General features: G+C 64.6%; 12 protein-coding genes and 1 other RNA gene. 12 read left to right on the forward strand and 1 reads right to left on the reverse strand.

The window, feature by feature from the left end; genetic code table 11:
* Position 1: 1 nt before the first annotated feature.
* From pqqB to XpruCFBP8353_RS02565, 9 genes are all read left to right on the forward strand, one after another.
* On the forward strand, positions 2–901 hold the full coding sequence (gene pqqB / locus XpruCFBP8353_RS02520) for a pyrroloquinoline quinone biosynthesis protein PqqB (RefSeq protein WP_101361778.1): 900 nt from the start codon (positions 2–4) through the stop codon (positions 899–901).
* The gene (gene pqqC, locus XpruCFBP8353_RS02525) at positions 898–1650 is read left to right on the forward strand and encodes a pyrroloquinoline-quinone synthase PqqC (RefSeq protein ID WP_101361779.1); all 753 of its coding nucleotides are present in this window, start codon (positions 898–900) and stop codon (positions 1648–1650) included. Before pqqB ends, pqqC begins: the two co-directional genes overlap by 4 nt.
* Positions 1647–1925 (forward strand): pyrroloquinoline quinone biosynthesis peptide chaperone PqqD, encoded by a 279-nt coding sequence (gene pqqD / locus XpruCFBP8353_RS02530; protein ID WP_101361780.1) that lies wholly within the window; start codon positions 1647–1649, stop codon positions 1923–1925. The genes pqqC and pqqD overlap by 4 nt, the downstream gene beginning before the upstream one ends.
* Positions 1922–3040 (forward strand): pyrroloquinoline quinone biosynthesis protein PqqE, encoded by a 1119-nt coding sequence (gene pqqE / locus XpruCFBP8353_RS02535; protein ID WP_101361781.1) that lies wholly within the window; start codon positions 1922–1924, stop codon positions 3038–3040. The genes pqqD and pqqE overlap by 4 nt, the downstream gene beginning before the upstream one ends.
* A gap of 63 nt (positions 3041–3103) precedes the next feature.
* The gene (locus XpruCFBP8353_RS02540; RefSeq protein WP_101361782.1) at positions 3104–3616 is read left to right on the forward strand and encodes a hypothetical protein; all 513 of its coding nucleotides are present in this window, start codon (positions 3104–3106) and stop codon (positions 3614–3616) included.
* A gap of 388 nt (positions 3617–4004) precedes the next feature.
* On the forward strand, positions 4005–5519 hold the full coding sequence (locus tag XpruCFBP8353_RS02550) for a PhoPQ-activated pathogenicity-related family protein (RefSeq protein ID WP_101361784.1): 1515 nt from the start codon (positions 4005–4007) through the stop codon (positions 5517–5519).
* A 295-nt stretch (positions 5520–5814) separates the two neighbouring features.
* Positions 5815–6852, forward strand: a complete 1038-nt coding sequence (locus XpruCFBP8353_RS02555; RefSeq protein ID WP_101361785.1) for a glucokinase family protein — start codon at positions 5815–5817, stop codon at positions 6850–6852.
* Between the two features lie 104 nt (positions 6853–6956).
* On the forward strand, positions 6957–9593 hold the full coding sequence (locus XpruCFBP8353_RS02560; protein ID WP_101361786.1) for a TonB-dependent receptor: 2637 nt from the start codon (positions 6957–6959) through the stop codon (positions 9591–9593).
* 59 nt (positions 9594–9652) lie between these two features.
* Positions 9653–9729: non-coding RNA, sX9 sRNA (locus tag XpruCFBP8353_RS02565), on the forward strand.
* 79 nt (positions 9730–9808) lie between these two features.
* Here the strand turns inward: XpruCFBP8353_RS02565 and hrpA are convergent.
* Positions 9809–13930, reverse strand: coding sequence for an ATP-dependent RNA helicase HrpA (gene hrpA, locus XpruCFBP8353_RS02570; RefSeq protein ID WP_101361787.1), 4122 nt, complete (start codon positions 13928–13930; stop codon positions 9809–9811).
* A 105-nt stretch (positions 13931–14035) separates the two neighbouring features.
* On the opposite strand from hrpA, the gene XpruCFBP8353_RS02575 reads away from it, so the two are divergent.
* From XpruCFBP8353_RS02575 to XpruCFBP8353_RS02585, 3 genes are all read left to right on the forward strand, one after another.
* On the forward strand, positions 14036–14584 hold the full coding sequence (locus XpruCFBP8353_RS02575; RefSeq protein WP_101361788.1) for a Dps family protein: 549 nt from the start codon (positions 14036–14038) through the stop codon (positions 14582–14584).
* A 647-nt stretch (positions 14585–15231) separates the two neighbouring features.
* Positions 15232–17028: a DNA helicase RecQ gene (gene recQ, locus XpruCFBP8353_RS02580; RefSeq protein ID WP_101361789.1), complete on the forward strand. Its 1797-nt coding sequence runs from the start codon at positions 15232–15234 to the stop codon at positions 17026–17028.
* 138 nt (positions 17029–17166) lie between these two features.
* On the forward strand, positions 17167–17664 hold the full coding sequence (locus tag XpruCFBP8353_RS02585; RefSeq protein WP_101361790.1) for a hypothetical protein: 498 nt from the start codon (positions 17167–17169) through the stop codon (positions 17662–17664).
* The last annotated feature ends 62 nt before the right edge of the window (positions 17665–17726 follow it).

Here is a 17726-nt window from a genome sequence, read left to right on the forward strand (position 1 = left end):
CATGCGCATCATTGTTTTGGGATCGGCGGCCGGCGGTGGGCACCCGCAGTGGAATTGCCACACACCCGCGAGTCTGCGGGCGTGGCAGCAAGCAGACGGTGCCCAACGTCGTACACAGGCCAGCATCGCGGTCAGCGCCGACAGCGAGCGCTGGGTGCTGATCAACGCCTCCCCCGATTTCCGCCAACAAATTCTCGCAACGCCTGCGTTGTGGCCGCGGCAGGGATTGCGGCATTCGCCGATCGAGGCGGTGGTACTCACCAGCGGTGAGATCGACCACATCGCCGGCTTGCTCTCGATGCGCGAAAGCCAGCGGTTTTCGCTGCATGCCAGCAGCCGCGTGCTTGACCTGCTCGCGCAGAACCCGATCTTCGACGCCGTCAACCCGCAACACGTGACCCGGCAGCCGTTCGCGCTGGAGACGCCGCTGACACTGTGCGGTCTGCAGCTGACCCCATTCTCGGTGCCCGGCAAGGTGCCGTTGTTCATGGAATCGCGCAGCGGCGGCGATCTGGCTGGCTCCAATGAAGAAACACTCGGACTCACCATCGACAATGGCCGGCACCGCGTGCATTACATTCCCGGCTGCGCTGCGATGACCGATGCCTTGCGCGCGCGCCTGCAAGGCGCCGAGCTGGTGTTCTTCGATGGCACGCTGTGGCGCGACGACGAAATGGTGCAGCTAGGCATCAGCCAGAAGACCGGCCAACGCATGGGCCACATGAGTATCGACGGCCCTGATGGCACTATCGCCGCGTTCGCGCCGTTGCACGTGGCGCGCAAAATCTTCATCCATCTCAACACTACCAATCCCGTGCTCAACACCCGGTCGCCCGAGTTCGCCAGCGCGCGTGCCAGCGGTTGGGAAGTTGCCCACGACGGCCTGGAGATCGCCCTGTGACCGCCCTGCTCAGCCCCGATCAACTGGAAGCGGATCTGCGTGCGATCGGCGCACGCCTGTATCACGACCAGCATCCGTTTCATGCGCTGTTGCACCACGGCAAGCTCGATCGCGGGCAGGTGCAGGCCTGGGCCTTGAATCGCTTCGAATACCAACGCTGCATTCCGCTGAAGGACGCCGCGATCCTGGCGCGCATGGAAGACCCGGCGCTGCGGCGGATCTGGCGCCAGCGCATCCTTGATCACGATGGCAATAGCGCCACCGATGGCGGTATCGCCCGCTGGCTGCACCTCACCGACGCATTGGGCCTGGAGCGCACGCTGGTGGAATCCGGGCGCGCGCTGCTGCCCGGTACGCGCTTTGCGGTGCAGGCGTATCTGCAGTTTGTGCGCGAAAAGAGCCTGCTCGAAGCGATCGCTTCGTCGCTGACTGAGTTGTTTGCGCCCAACATCATTGGCCAACGCGTCGCCGGCATGCTCAAGCACTACGACTTCGTCTCGTCCGAGGCGTTGGCTTACTTCGAGCATCGCCTCACCGAAGCACCCCGCGATTCGGATTTTGCGCTGGACTATGTCAAGCAGCATGCCGATACGGTCGAAAAGCAGGCGCTGGTCAAAGCCGCCCTGCACTTCAAGTGCTCGGTGCTGTGGGCCCAGCTGGATGCATTGCATGTGGCCTACGTCACGCCGGGCATCGTGTGGCCGGACGCATTCGTGCCGGACCGCGACGCCAGCCGGGTCGCTGCGTGAGCAGCATTACCCGCGATAGCCAGCCGGCCCTGCGTGCAGGCGTGCGCCTGCAGCACGACCGCGCACGCGACCAGTGGGTACTGCTCGCACCCGAGCGCGTGGTCGAACTGGACGACATCGCATTGGTGGTCGCGCAACGCTACGACGGCATGCGCTCACTGGCGCAGATCGCCCAGGAGCTGGCTGCAGACTTCGATGCGGACGCGGCGGATATCGAAGCCGACGTGATCGAACTCACCGACACCCTGCTTCAGAAACGCTTGCTGCGGCTATGAGCACCGCGCCGCCACCGCTGTCGGTATTGCTGGAACTGACCCACCGCTGCCCGTTGGCGTGCCCGTATTGCTCCAACCCAATCGCGCTGGCCGCGCTACGTGAGGAAATGGACACTGCCGGCTGGCGCTCACTGTTGGAGCAGGCCGCCGAGATGGGGGTGCTGCAAGCGCATTTTTCCGGTGGCGAACCGATGCTGCGCAAAGACCTGCCCGCATTGGTGGCGCACGCGCGCGCATTGGGGCTGTACAGCAATCTGATCACCTCCGGTGTCGCTGGCGGCGAGCCGATGCTGGACCAACTGCAGGCTGCCGGGCTGGAACATGTGCAGTTGAGCGTGCAGGACGTGGATCCAGCCGGGGCCGATCGCATCGCTGGTTACCGCAATAGCTTGTCGAAGAAACGCGACTTCGCCGCTGCCGTACGCGCGCGCGGCCTGCCGCTGACGATCAACGCAGTGCTGCACCGTCATAATGCCGAGCGCGTGCCGGGCATGATCGCGCTGGCGCTGGAATGGCAAGCCGAGCGCATCGAAGTGGCACACACCCAGTACTACGGCTGGGGCCTGCGCAATCGGGCCGCACTCATGCCCAGCCACGCGCAATTGATGGCCACCATCGACGCGGTGGAAACCGCGCGTCGCGAGCTCGGCGACCGCCTGGCAATCGATTTCGTCACTCCCGACTACTACGCGCGCCAGCCCAAGCCCTGCATGGGTGGCTGGGGCCAGCGCTTCGTCAATATTTCCCCGCGTGGTGATGTGCTGCCGTGCCATGCCGCCGAAACCATCGAGGGCATGCGTTTCGACAACCTGCGCGAGCACTCGCTGGCCGATATCTGGAACAACGGCGAGGCATTCGTGCGCTTCCGCGGCACTGCGTGGATGCCGCAGGTGTGCCAGGGCTGCCCCAAGCGCGAGATCGACTGGGGCGGCTGCCGCTGCCAGGCGCTGGCGCTCAGCGGCGATGCCGCCACGCTGGACCCGGTGTGCGAACGTTCGCCCGCACATGCACAGGTGCGCGCGACTGCCGAGCGTGAGTCGGCATCGACAGCACCGGCGTTCATCTACCGCCGCCCCGAACGCCCGGCCCCGGCCACCGCCGACACGCTGGAGTAAGCCGCATCGGCCCGCACCAACAGCGTCTACACTAGCCCTCTCTTCATGACCCGGATGGCTTCCATGTCGCTCGCACGCCGCATTCCCTTGCTGGTCTGCCTGACCCTGGCGTTGCATGCCGCCCCCGCCCTGGCGCAACGCGCGGTGCACGGCGATCTGCAGTCGCAGATGAGTGCCGAACAATTCAAGGCCGCCGGCCTGGACAAGCTCAATGCCAGCGAACTGGCGGCGCTCAATGACTGGCTGCAGGGCAAGGTCGCCAAGGAGGCCGCGGTGGTGGTCGAACAGGCCAAGGAAGCCGGTCGCCAGGAAGTGATCGTCAAGAACCGCGGTTTCTTCGACTTCGGCAGCAAGGAGCCGATCGAGAGCACGTTGGTTGGCGAATTCAGAGGCTTTTCGAAGGGGCGTGTCTATACGTTGGCGAACGGCCAAGAGTGGGAACAGACCGATGCGGCCAGCCTGTCCGGCGTGCGCAAGGACGCCCCCAAGGTCAAGATCAAGCCGGGTCTGGTTGGCGTGTGGTATCTGCAGATCGAGGGCTACAACACGCCGGCCAAGGTGCGGCGGATCAAGTAAGCCCACTCGCTAACATCGCGCGGCTGCCGATGGCGGTCGCCGCGCGTTGTGTCCGCGCCATGCAATTGCAGCCGCGCATTTTCGCTGACTGCAGCGCAGTGCACGCGCAGGGCGGCGTTGATCCCGGCAGCCGAGCCGCAAAGGTGGCCGCGTACACGCCACGCTCGGCCCAGCTGAAGCAGCAGCGCCCCCTCATCGCGCTCAGCATCAGCGAAACGCAGCCCATGCGCGGCAGCGACAGCTGCCGTGCTCGGTGGCGATAGGTACCACGCGTACACTCGTGCGCACACTGCGCCTACCGCACCTACTGACGTGACTGCTGGCCACGCCGTTGCCGCGCGATTGCCCGCAGACACGCTGGCAGACGCACGACATCCGGAGAATATGCATGCGCTCGATGACCCGTTTCAGCGCCGCCTTGCCGACGTCCCTGATGCTTCTCGCAGGCGTCGCGCCCGCTGCTTCAGCCGTTTCTACTGCAACACCGGTGGAGCGCTGCGCGAGTGCATCCGAGGTTGGCTTCGACCAGGCGTTGGTCTGCTACCGCGATGCCATCGAACAACAACCGCTGGTCTACACGCATGTTGCCACCAGCAGCATTGCCGATGTCGAGCGGCGCGATTACCTGCTGACCTCGCAAGACTGGTCACCCGAAGGACTGGTCACGCCGGCACGTTGGCAGCACGACGTGGCGATCTACGTGCCGAAAGAGGCATTACCCACACGCGCAGTGTTGATCTCGACCAATGGCACGCGTCATCCGCTGGATGGCAGTGCAGCGCAGCCGTCCAGCGAATTGCCGCCTGAGGCATTGGCGGCCTTGGCGCGACGCACCCGCACCGTGGTGATCGCGCTCAGCGATCTCCCCAACCAGGCGCTGAGCTACCGGGGCGATGCCACTCCACGTCGCGAAGACGACAGCGTGGCCTACAGCTGGTCGTTGTTCCTGAAAGCGCCGCAGCAGCGCAAGACCATGCCACTACACGTGCCGATGGCAGCCGCGATTGCACGCACCATGAGCCTGGCCGAACGCGAATTGGTCCCGTTGCGCATCCATCGCTTCGTTCTTGCCGGCGCTTCCAAACGCGGTTGGGCAAGCTGGCACGCCACCATCGCCGACCAGCGCGTGGACGCGGTGGTGCCGTTCGTGATCGACATCCTCAACATGCCGGCAGTCCTGGAGCATATGTCCCGTACGTATGGCGGCAACTGGCCGATTGCCTTCAACGCCTACGCCAAGCAGGGCATCACCTCGCAACTGAAGACCCAGGCTTTCGCGCAACTGGTGCAGTTGCAGGATCCGCTGAGCTATTTGCACACGCCGTACCGCAAGCGGCTGGAAGTGCCCAAGTACATCGTCAATGCCAGCGGCGACGATTTCTTCCTGCCGGACAATACCCAGTTCTTCTACAACGCGCTGCCGGGCAGCAAGGCGCTACGCGTACTGCCCAATCGTGCGCACAACATCCGCGCCTCCATCGTGGACACCTTGGCGCCGTTTATCACGCGCATGCAGCAGCAGCGCCCGTTACCGCAGGTGAGCGATACCTTGCGTACGGATAAGGCGCCGCAGATCCGCTTCCGCTCTTCCGAGCGGCCAACGCAAATGCAGCTGTGGAGCGCAACGAATCCGCAGGCGCGCGACTTCCGCTATGCCTGCGGCATTCGCTACAGTGCCACCCCCATTGCGCTCGCCGACGGCAGCAACGTCTCGGTGCCAGTGCAGGTTCCTGAGGCCGGCTGGAGCGCGTACTTCCTCGAAGCCACCTATGCGGATGGATTCGTAGCCACCAGCCAGACCTATGTGCTCGGCAAGCAGCACTACCCCACACAGGCGCCGCCCACTGACAACGCGGCCTGCAGCACGTTGCCTGGTGTGACCAGCGTTACTGCTGTGCACTGAAGCAATCGTTGAAAGAGTGGCCGGTCGCAATAGCCGATTGAAGCATGTGACGGTCATCTGGGCACGTCGCGCTACCGAGCGCGTGGCATCAGACCACGCTGCCACGGTGAACGTATTTGTCCGCTTTGCGCAACGAAGTCCGCACAGACAAGGCCAGACCGCACATTTTTGCACTTGAGTACGCCAGCAAGATCGATCCAACCCGACTGAGCCATTGACATCGTTGTCACCAACTCCTACACAGGCCCCTACGCGCTGACGGCATCGACCGATCAGACGGACCAAAGGACTGAATGTGGCTGCGATTTCGCGTTCCGCTTACGCCTCTGCTTCGCCCGCTGTCCCCGTCGCCACCAACTTCATCGCTGCCGATGTCGGCGGCACGCATGTGCGTCTTGGTCACATGGTGCAGGCCAGCGACGTAGCCATCGAGCTGTCGCGCTACCGCACCTACCGCTGCGCCGAACACGCCAGTCTGGAAGCCATTTTCGCGGACTTTCTGCAACAACGGCGGGGTGTCGTCGATGCGGTGGTGATCGCCAGTGCCGGCGTGGCGCTGGACGATGGCAGCTTCATCAGCAACAACCTGCCGTGGACGATCTCGCCCAGCCGCATCGGCGCCGCACTGGCGGTGCGCAAGGTGCACCTGGTCAACGATTTCGAAGCAGTCGCCTACGCGGCACCACAGATGGAACAACGCGCCGTGTTGCAACTGAGCGGACCGAGGCCGCGCCACGCGCGCGCCACCGGACCGATTCTAGTGGTCGGCCCCGGCACTGGTTTGGGGGCAGCGGTGTGGATCAATGCCAAGCCACGCGCGATCGTGCTGGCCACCGAAGCCGGTCAGGTCGCGCTGGCCAGCACGCATGCGCAGGAACACGCATTGCTGCAGATCTTGTTGCGTGGCCGGCACTATCTGCCACTGGAGCACGTGTTGTCCGGCCCTGGTTTACTGCATCTCTATGACGCCGTGTGCGAGCTGCATGCCGCACCACCGCGTCATCGCCTGCCCGCCGCAGTGACGCATGCAGCGCTGCACGAAGACGATGCGCTGGCGCGCGAATGCTTGCAGCGTTTCTGCGGCCTGCTAGGGAGCGCGGTCGGCGACATGGCACTGGCCTACGGCGCCGCCGGCGGCATCTATCTGGCTGGGGGCTTCCTGCCGATGATCGGCCAGTTCCTGGCCGGCAGCACATTTACCGAGCGCTTTCTGGCCAAGGGCAACATGCGCGCAGTGCTCGAACGCATCCCGGTCAAATTGGTCGAGCACGGGCAACTGGGCGTGCTCGGCGCGGCGAACTGGTATCTGCAACACCACACTGACGTGTCGTAAGCGATCCACCACGCGCTCTCCTACCCCGAGCGCGAGGCTGCAAGACCCGCATCCGGCGAGCAGCAGCCCGCCGTCCATCCCTGTGCGTGATGAGGAGAGACATCATGAAATACAGCATGACCCTGCTGTCCAGCGCCATTGCACTATCGCTGGCATTCGCTGCGCAAGCCCAGGACAGCGCTGGTACGCAAGCCACCGACCTGGACGCCGTCCAGGTGGTCGGCATCCGTGCCAGCCTGGAGAAATCGCTCGACACCAAACGCAACAACACCGGTATTTCCGAAGCGATTACCGCCGAGGACATCGGCAAATTTCCAAGCACCAATGTGGCCGAAGCGCTCTCACAGATTCCCGGTGTCACCCTGGACAGACGTTTCGGGCAAGGCGAGCGGGTGAGTATCGACGGCACCGACCCCAGTCTCAATCTGTCGTTCCTGGATGGGCACCCGGTCGCGCAGGCGATCTGGTTGTACGGCGAACAGCCCAGCCGCGGTTTCGATTACACCTTGCTGGCCCCACAGATCCTGGGCCGTGCGGAAATCCTCAAATCCTCCGAAGCACGACTTACCGAGGGCAGCCTGGGCGGCACGGTGCTGATGCATACGCGGCAGCCGCTGGATCTGAAGGTCAACGAAGTGGCCGCCTCCATCGGCTACAGCTACAGCGACCAGGCCAGCCAGGGCAAACCAAACGCGGCACTGCTGTATAGCTGGAAGAACGCAGCCGAGACCTTCGGCATCGCAGTGTCGGCGCAGCATTACGAAGAACGCGTGGACCGCCGCGGCATGGAAGTCTTTGGCTATGCACCGGCCAGCACCTTCGCCAATGCCGCAGATGGCGTGCCTGCCGATGCGGATGTGCCCAACTCCATCAACGCGGCCTGGTTCCAGCAGGATCGCCAGCGCGATAGTGCCGTGGTCAACCTGCAGCTCAAGCCCAGCGAGGCGCTGGAGTTCAATCTGAGCGGCCTCTACATCAACGAAAACTTCGACAACTACAACCAGTCGATGTACAGCTTTCTCACTTGGAATCCCGGCACGGTGGCGGCAGTGGACCAACTTGGCGGCGTCCGTAACGGGGTGGTCACCAATGGCCACTCCAGCGCCAACGCCATCCCGCTCGGCGGCACGGTGATCTACGACAACAACGTGCGCGAATCGGAAGTGACCACCAAAGGGCTGGACCTGCGCGGCGCCTTCCGCGGCGAGGGCTGGGGCTTGAACGGACAGGTGGGCCAGAGCAAGTCCGAGAACAAAGATCTCTCGCAATACTTCATCGAGCCGTTCTACAACGGCGGCTTCAGCTGGGACACCCGCCGCGGCATCCGCTTCGACGATCCGTCGGCGGCACGCGACCCAGCCAACTGGGGCTCGGCAGGTGGATGGTTTGGCAACAACGGCATCTTCTCCACCGAAAGCAAAGACACGTACGGCCAGCTGGACTTCAATCTGCGGTTCGACGGCGTGTTCAATCAAGTGCTGCTGGGCGTGCGCCACGGCAAGCATGACGAGCGCTTCGAACTCAATGTCTATGGCGGCGTCACCCCTGGCACGCTTGCCGATGTCGGCACCATCGGGCTGACCGATCTACAGGACTTCTACCCCGATCACGGCCGGCATGTGCAGGCAGGCCGCAACAATGTGTTGAACTGGATCCGCAACAGCCCGGTCGACTACAACGCACCCGATCCGGCCAGCTATCTCAACAATAGCTGGGCGCTTGCGCAGACCAACAACGCGGCGTATGCGCAGCTGAATTTCTCCGGCGGCGGCCTGCGCGGCAATCTGGGCGTGCGCTATGTGGACTCCAAGACCGAAGGCAGCGGCTTCGTCTACAGCGGTACGCCCTCGCTCGCCAACGCCGACAGCCTGTGGCAGACCCGCACCCGCAAAGAAGACTTCCTGCTGCCTTCGCTGACGCTATCGTACGAGACCAGCGACGACTGGGTATTCCGCTTCGCTGCGGCCAAGGTCATCGCCTGGGCACCGTACAACCAGATGGTCAACAACACCTTTCTCAACGACACCACGTTGACCGGCAGCGGCGGCAATGCAGGGTTATCGCCGTACGAATCCTGGAACTTCAATCTCTCTGCCGAGTATTACTTCGCGCAGCAAGCCGTGGTGGCGTGGTCTGTTTTCTACAAGAAGATCGACAACTACATCGACACCAGCGCCAGCGCGGAGCGCCAGTACAACGCACTGCGCGACACCGCACCGCAAAGCTGGGCGCAGCTGGTGGGCAGCAATGGCTGTACGGCCGACGGCTACTGCGACTACAGCATCCAGCGGCCGCGCAATGCCGGCGACGGCAAGGTCAAAGGTTTCAACATCTCCTTCCAGCAACCGTTCGGCGACAGCGGCTTCGGCCTGACTGCCAACTACACCTATGCCGCTGGCGAAAACAACACCGGCGATGCCCTGCCCTATCAATCGCGCAACAGCCTTGCCTTCAGCCCGTACTACGAAAAAGGCCCGCTCAATGCGCGGCTGACCTACAACTGGCGCGACAGCTATCTGGCCGGCGGTTACGTGGCCGGTGCGGCACCGGCAAGTGTGGATGACTACGCCGAACTCGGCGCCAGCGTCGGCTATGCGTTCAGCCCCAACTGGTCGTTGCAGGTCGACGCGCAGAACCTGTTGGACGAGCAGTACCTGCAGTATCTAGGCGACAAGGACCATCTGGCCGGCCGCTACAAGAGTGGACGCCGCTACATGGCCAGCCTGCACGTGAAGTTCTAGCGCAGCTAGCAACGACTGCGCTCATCGCCCGGCGGGCGCGGTCGGTGCTCAGAGCCGGCGCGTACCATTTGTACGTCCCGGCTCTGAGCGCGCCGCCCGCGCCGACCTGTCGACTGCTCGCTACGGTTTGCGGGCCGCTCTGAGCCTCGAAGACGGAAGCCGCGTGCCTTGTAAAGCGCACGCGGCTTTGTTCGGATGCATGCCCGACCGAAGGCTCAACTGCGCAGTGCAGCGACCCGTTGCGACAGTTTCTTCGCCGAAACCCCGGATTTTGCGCCCAGCTCCTGCGCAAATACCGACACGCGCAGTTCTTCCAGATCCCAACGCAGCGCCTGCCACTCTTGGCGGTTTTGCAAACCGCGCGCGGCGGCCTCTTCCACTGCATCCACGAACGGCTTGAGCTCGAGCATGCGCGCCTGGTCGCGCGCAGGATCGCGCTTTGCACGCTCGGTGCGCAGGATCATCGCCCTGAGGTAGCGCGGATAATTGGCCAATGCGTCGGCCGGCGTATCGCGCAGGAAGCCTGCATGCACCAGCGCGCGCAGTTGCTGCTCCATGTCGTCCAGATTGCCGCGTGCCCAGCCCATCAACGGTGCTTCCAAAAGTGGCTTGAGTTCGGCCACGGCGCCCAGAATGCTTTCGGCCAACTTCAAGCGCTCCATCGCTTCGCCAAACAGTCGCTTGATCGCATCGTCGCGGCGCTGCGCAAATGCACCGGGGTCGCGAATGGCGCCCAGGCCATCGGCCAGTACAGCGTTGAGCGCGGCATCGACCAGATCGCCACGCAGACGTTCCTGCGATTCGATCGCCGCATACAACAGCCCGGTCTTGGGCGACACCGGCAATTGCTTGCGTGCCTGTTTGATCTTGTCGGCCAACGCGATTTCCAGCAACCGACGCACACCACGCGGATGTGCGCGCGCAGCCTCGTTGCGGTCGGCAAAGATGCGCAGCGCGGCATTATCGCCTTGATCCACCAGCGCCGGGTACGCCGGCACACCGGCCTCGCCCGCCACCTGCTCGGGAATCGGCGTTGCCGGAAAATCGCGCAGACCTTCGGCGGCCAGCGCGCGACCGGCACGTGCGGCGAATGCCTGGCCGGCACGTTCGCCGAAGCGGGCGCGCAGCCCGTCCAGATCGCGCGACTCGGCCAGCACCTTGCCGTCGTCGTCGCGCAGACGCAGGTTCATCAGCAGATGCGTGTCCAGCGATTGCTCGTCGAAATCCAGCGCCGATATCTGCACGCCGGTGGCCTTGGAGAGAAAACGCGCCAGCTCGCCGCGGAGATCGTCGGCCGACGGCAGGCTGTAGGCCTCGTAGAACGCACGCCCGAAATCCGGCGCCGGCACGAAATTGCGCCGCTGCGCCTTGGGCAGGCTGCGAATCAACGCAGACGCCTTGTCGGCCACGAAGCCCGGCGCCAGCCACGACAGGCGCGCTGGATCCAGCGCATTGAGCAAGTGCAACGGCACATCCAGGGTCACGCCGTCGTCGATGGCCCCCGGCTCGAAGCGGTAATGCAACGGCAGGCGCGCATCGCCAAGCGGGAAATACTTCGGAAAGCGATCGGCTTCGCTGCCTTCGCCCGGCAGCAGATCGTTCAACGACCAATGCAGGCTGCGGCGTTTGTCTGGCGGCAAGGTCTTCCACCATGCATCCAGCCCACTGGCTGAATGCAGTTCAGCAGGAATGCGATCCAGATACCAGCGTGCCTGCCAGCCTTCATCGGCAACGATGCCGGCGCGACGCAACTTGGCCTCTTCTTCGCGTGCTTGATCGAGCACTTTGAGGTTATCGGCCACGAATGCGGCACGCGTGTTGATTTCGCCCGTTACCAGACCTTGGCGCACGAACAGATCATGCGCCGCGGCTGGGTCGATCTTGCCGAAATGCACTGGCTTTTTCGGCGCCAGCACCAGCCCGAACAGGCTGATCTGTTCCGACGCGACCACCTGCCCCTGCGCACGCGACCAATGCGCATCGAAGTGCTTGCGCGCCAGCAAATGTCCCAGCTCGGCGATGGCCCAATCCGGCTCGATTGCCGCGTTGGTCATGCCCCAGACCTTTTGCGTGTCCAGTAGCGTGGCAGCCAGAATCCACGGCGGCGGCTTGCGTGCCAATGCAGATCCGGGGAACGGCACGAACCGGCGTTGCCGCGCCGCCAAGAAGTCGCCCTTTTCGGTGCGATGCCCGATCTGCGTCGGCAGGCCCGCCAGCAGTGCGCGATGCAGCGATTGATACGCCGCCGCACGTTCGCGCTCGCTGGTACGTGCAGACACTTCCGCAGCCTCAGCCTGCTTGTTCGTCGCCGCAGGCGCATGTTGCGCAGGCGCTGCGTTGGGATCCGGCTTGCCTTCGCGTGCTAGTCGCGCGGCGCGATGCAGCTGGCCGCGCGTGGGCCGGTTGGCGTTATGGCCGTCCTCGCGGGCGGGCGCGCTGGCACCGGCCAGCAGCGGCGCCAGCATCACGTTGGCCGGCTCTTCGCTCCAACCGAGTTCTTCGCACAGCAGCCGCAGCTGCCGATGCAACTCGCGCCACTCGCGCATGCGCAAAAAGCCGAGGAAATGCCGGTTGCACCAGTCGCGCAGTTTGGATTGGGTAAGATCTTCATGCACCTGCCGGTACGCATCCCACAAGCGCAGGATGCCGACGAATTCAGAGCGCGCATCGGCAAACAGCGCATGCGCAGTATCGGCCGCCTCGCGAGCCTCGGGCGGGCGTTCGCGCGGGTCCTGGATGCCCAGGAACGAGGCGATGATGATCATCTCGCGCAGGCAGCCATGCTGCTGCGCAGCCACCAGCATGCGCGCCAGCTTGACGTCCACCGGCAGGCGCGCCATCTGGCGACCGATCGCGGTCAGACGGCGCTGCGCATCGATCGCGCCCAGCTCCAGCAGCTGTTGCCAGCCATCGGCCACCGCGCGCTCGTCCGGCGCTTCCAGAAACGGGAAGTCCTCGATTCGCCCCAGCCCCAGTTGCAGCATGCGCAGGATCACGCCCGACAACGAGGAACGTCGTATTTCCGGGTCGGTAAACGCCGGGCGCGCGGCAAAGTCCGCTTCGGCATACAGCCGGTAGCAAATGCCCTCGGCAATACGCCCGCAGCGGCCCATGCGCTGATTGGCGCTGGCTTGCGAGATCGGCTCGATATGCAGGCGGTCCAGCTTCTGGCGCGGGCTGTAGCGCTTGACGCGGGCAAGCCCAGGATCCACCACATAGCGAATGCGCGGCACCGTCAACGAGGTTTCGGCCACGTTGGTGGCCAGCACCAGGCGTCGGCGCGCGCCGGGGTTGAACACGCGATCCTGATCGGCCGCCGACAGCCGCGCATACAGCGGCACCACTTCGGTTTCGCGGTATTTGCGCCTTTCCAGTGATTGGTGCGCATCGCGAATCTCGCGCTCGCCCGGCAGAAACATCAGCACATCGCCACGCGGATCGATGCGGGTGATCTCGTCGATGGCCGCCACGATCGCATCGTTCACGCTGCGCTCGCCGTCTCGGCCGCTGCTGTGCTCGCCCTCGTCGCTGTCGCCCACATCGCCTTCGAGCGGGCGGTAGCGCACCTCGACCGGGAAGGTGCGGCCTTCCACGTTGATCACCGGCGCATCGTCGAAATGCTGTGCGAAGCGCTCGGTATCGATGGTGGCCGAAGTGACGATCAGCTTGAGATCGGAGCGCTTGTGCAGCAACTGTTTGAGATAGCCGAGCAGGAAATCGATGTTGAGGCTGCGCTCGTGCGCCTCGTCCACGATGATGGTGTCGTAAGACGACAACCACCGGTCGCTGGCAATTTCCGCCAGCAGGATGCCGTCGGTCATGAACTTGATGCGCGACTGCTCGCTGACCCGGTCAGTGAAGCGCACCTGGAAGCCCACCGTGGTACCCAACGGCGTCTTCAGTTCCTCGGCCACGCGCGCAGCCACCGCACGCGCGGCGATCCGGCGCGGCTGGGTGCAACCGATCATGCCTGCGGCCCCGCGCCCTGCCGCCAGACACAGCTTGGGCAGCTGGGTGGTCTTGCCCGAGCCGGTTTCGCCGGCAATGACCACCACCTGATGGTCGCGGATCAGCGCGATGATGCGCTCGGCCTCGCGCGCAATCGGCAACTGGTTGTCCAGCGTGATGGCCGGCTGCTGCGCGGCACGCGCCTGCCGCTGCGCCTGCGACGCGGCCAGCGCCTGCTCGAACGCATCGCGCACCTGCAGGTTGCCCGGCGTGCCCTGCCAGCGCGACCATAGCCCCAGCAAGCGGCCACGGTCGCGGCTCATCGCGCCATCCACGGCGCGGCGGCGCTCACGCAAGGTAGTGGCAAGATCGGAGTCGATAGCGCTCATTGATGGAGAAATGTGAAAGATTGAATGACGTTTGATCCTTTAGCCTGTCTATTGTGACGCCATATCTGTTCCCTCAGACATCCACTTCCTCAGAAGGGCCATTCCATGTCCAAGAAAAAGAACGCCAACAAGCCCGTCGTCGTCAACGATGCCCTGCCGGTCGCTGCTGCGTCGGCGCCGCATATCGATATCGGGATCAAGGACGCCGATCGCAAGCAGATCTCCGACGGTCTGGCCCGCTACATGGCTGACGCCTTCACCTTGTACCTGAAGACGCACAACTTCCATTGGAATGTCACCGGGTCGATGTTCAACTCGCTGCACACCATGTTCGAAACCCAGTACACCGAGCAGTGGGCGGCGCTGGACGAAGTGGCCGAGCGCATCCGCGCCCTGGGCTACAACGCACCTGGTTCGTACCGCGAATTCGTCGCATTGACCTCGATTGCGGAAGAACCGGGCCTGAGCGACAGCGCCGACTGGCGTGAAATGGTGCGCCAGCTGGTCAGCGGCAACGAAGCGGTCTGCCGCACCGCACGCAAGGTGCTGGGCACCGCCGACGACGCCGGCGACGACCCGACCGTGGACCTGCTGACCCAGCGCCTGCAGACCCACGAGAAGTACGCCTGGATGCTGCGTTCGCTGCTGCAGTAAACCCTCGGGCTTCGCCCCTCGGGTGTGCCCAAGGTTTCGCAGTTGCGAAACCTTGGGCCCCTGCTCAACTGCCTGCCACATCCCCGCCTTCGGCGCGCCCCCCGACTCAGGGGTTGCGGACATCTCCGCTTCGCGGACATGTCCCCCAACGTTTGCTGTGCAAACGTCGGGCCCCGCTACGCATCTCCACGCCCCCCGCCTTCGGCGTGCCCCCTGACTCAGGGGTTGCGGCCATCTCCGCTTCGCGGACATGTCCCCCAACGTTTGCTGTGCAAACGTCGGGCCCCGCTACGCATCTCCACACCCCCCGCCTTCGGCGCGCCCCCTGACTCAGGGGGCTGTTGGTGCGCTGTCGGTTGTTGAGCCCCTCTCCCGCCGGGGCGAGAAGGCATGGTTTGCGCGCCACTGGCGCGTTTGCCATGGAGCGCGCGCGGAGCGGGGGTTGGGGTGAGGGTGCGGAGCGAAGCTGCGTGCCCTCAACGCGCAGCATGCGGCCCTGCACTGCGCCGCACGCTCCACCCCAGCCACACCCCATGTGCGCATTCGCCAGCCACGTCCGCCACATCGCGGCAATCTCCGACCCGCTATCGGGCAACGCTGCCGGCATGACACCGACCAGGGCTTGATCCGCACGGTATCCTAGGCGGATGTCTTCCCCCGCCCACGAACTGCTCAGCCGCGTCTTCGGTTACGACGATTTCCGCGGCCCGCAACAGGCCATCGTCGAACACGTCGCTGCCGGCAACGACGCCCTGGTCCTGATGCCCACCGGCGGCGGCAAATCGCTGTGCTACCAGGTGCCGGCGCTGTTGCGCGATGGCATCGGCATCGTGGTTTCGCCGTTGATCGCATTGATGCAGGACCAGGTCGAGGCCCTGCGCCAGCTCGGCGTGCGCGCTGAATTTCTTAATTCCACGCTGGATGCAGAAAACGCCCAACGCGTCGAACGCGCCTTGTTGTCGGGCGATCTGGACCTGCTGTACGTCGCGCCAGAACGGCTGCTGACCCAACGCTTCCTCTCGTTGCTGGAACGTAGCCGCATTGCGCTGTTCGCCATCGACGAAGCGCATTGCGTCTCGCAATGGGGCCACGACTTCCGCCCCGAATACCGCCAGCTCACCGTGCTGCACGAGCGCTGGCCGCACATCCCGCGCATGGCGCTGACCGCCACCGCGGATCCGCCGACCCAGCGCGAAATCGCCGAACGCCTGGATCTGGTGGACGCGCGCCATTTCGTCAGCTCCTTCGACCGCCCCAACATCCGCTACACCGTGGTGCAGAAGGACAACGCGCGCAAACAGCTGCAGGAATTCCTGGGCCGTTATCGCGGCTGCGCCGGCATTGTGTATGCGATGTCGCGACGCAAGGTCGAAGAGACCGCGCAGCAGCTGTGCGCGCAGGGTTTCAATGCGCTGCCCTATCACGCTGGCCTGCCCGCCGAGGTGCGTGCAGAAAATCAGCGCCGCTTCCTGCGCGAGGACGGCATCATCATGGCCGCCACGATCGCCTTCGGCATGGGCATCGACAAGCCGGACGTGCGCTTCGTTGCGCATGTGGATCTGCCCAAGTCGCTGGAGGGCTACTACCAGGAAACCGGCCGCGCCGGCCGCGACGGCGACCCTGCCGAAGCCTGGCTTTGTTACGGTTTGGGCGATGTGGTGCTGCTCAAGCAAATGATCGAACAAGGCGAAGCCGCCGAGGAGCGCAAGCGCCTGGAGCGCGCCAAGCTCGATCATCTGCTGGGCTACTGCGAATCCATGCAATGCCGCCGCCAGGTGCTGCTGGCCGGTTTCGGCGAGACCTATCCCAAACCCTGCGGCAACTGCGATAACTGCCTGACGCCGGCGGCTGCCTGGGACGCCACGGTGGCCTCACAGAAAGCGCTCAGTTGCGTCTACCGCAGCGGCCAGCGGTTCGGCGTGGGCCATCTGATCGATATCCTGCGTGGCAGCGAGAACGAGCGCATCAAACAGCTGGGGCACGATCAGCTCAGCACCTACGGCATCGGCCGCGACCTGGACGAACGCACCTGGCGCGGGGTGTTTCGCCAACTGGTGGCCGCCAGCCTGCTGGAAGTGGACAGCGAGGGTCACGGCGGCCTGCGCCTCACCGATGCCAGCCGCCAGGTGCTCAAGGGCGAGCGCCAGGTCATGATGCGGCGCGAAAACCCGGCCGCCGGACGCGACCGCAGCGCGCAACGCACCGGGCTGCCGGTGCAGGCGCAGGACCTGGTGTTGTTCAACGCCTTGCGCGGCCTGCGCGCAGAACTGGCCAAGGAACAGAACGTGCCGGCCTTTGTGATCTTCCACGACAGCACATTGCGCAACATCGCCGAACAACGGCCCACGAGCATCGACGCACTGTCGCGGGTGGGCGGCATCGGCGGCGGCAAGCTGGCACGCTACGGCGCGCAGCTGATCGAGATCGTCCGCGAACAGGGCTGATGCGGCAGCGCGTGTCACCACAACACCGCCGACGGCACAAAAATCCGCAGGATCGACAGCGCGCATTCAATCAGCCATTGCTAGTTTCACACAGCGAGCTGGCACGCGCGGCCAACCCCTCTTCGTAGAGTCCAACCGATGAAACGTAGCCTGCTTGTCCTGGTCACCCTGTTCGCCACCGGCAGCGTCGCCGCCGGAAGCGCGTCGGCCCAAGCCAGCGATGGCAACGCCGGAACTGCGACACCACGCTCCCTGGACCTGAGCATTCCACAAGCCCCGGTGCAGCTCCGCTCCGACCCGGAGTACAGCACCGACCCGCCGGGCACCTTTTACGGCGACAAGAGCGGCCCCAAGCCGGCGCTGGCACGGCCAAGCGCTGCATCGATCGCTGCCGAGCGCGCCGAACAATGCCAGGGCAAGCTGCACGGCGCGGTGGAAACCGGGCTGGGCTATTCCAGCCGCGGCGGCAATAGCAACTGGCAGGCAGTCAATCTGAATTCCTGCAAGACTTATTACGACGACGACGGCAAGGCGCATCAGATCGGCGTCAGCATCAGTGTCGGGCGCGGTGAAGGCTCACTCTTTGGTCCGCGTTACGCACCCGGCGGCTATGGCCCGGGCCCATTCGGCTGGTAACCATACGGCTCCGTCTGCGTTGACGGAGGGTTCACTGCCGCATCGCTGAGAATGTGGCCTGC

Source organism: Xanthomonas prunicola, assembly GCF_002846205.1.
Taxonomy (GTDB): Bacteria; Pseudomonadota; Gammaproteobacteria; order Xanthomonadales; family Xanthomonadaceae; genus Xanthomonas; species Xanthomonas prunicola.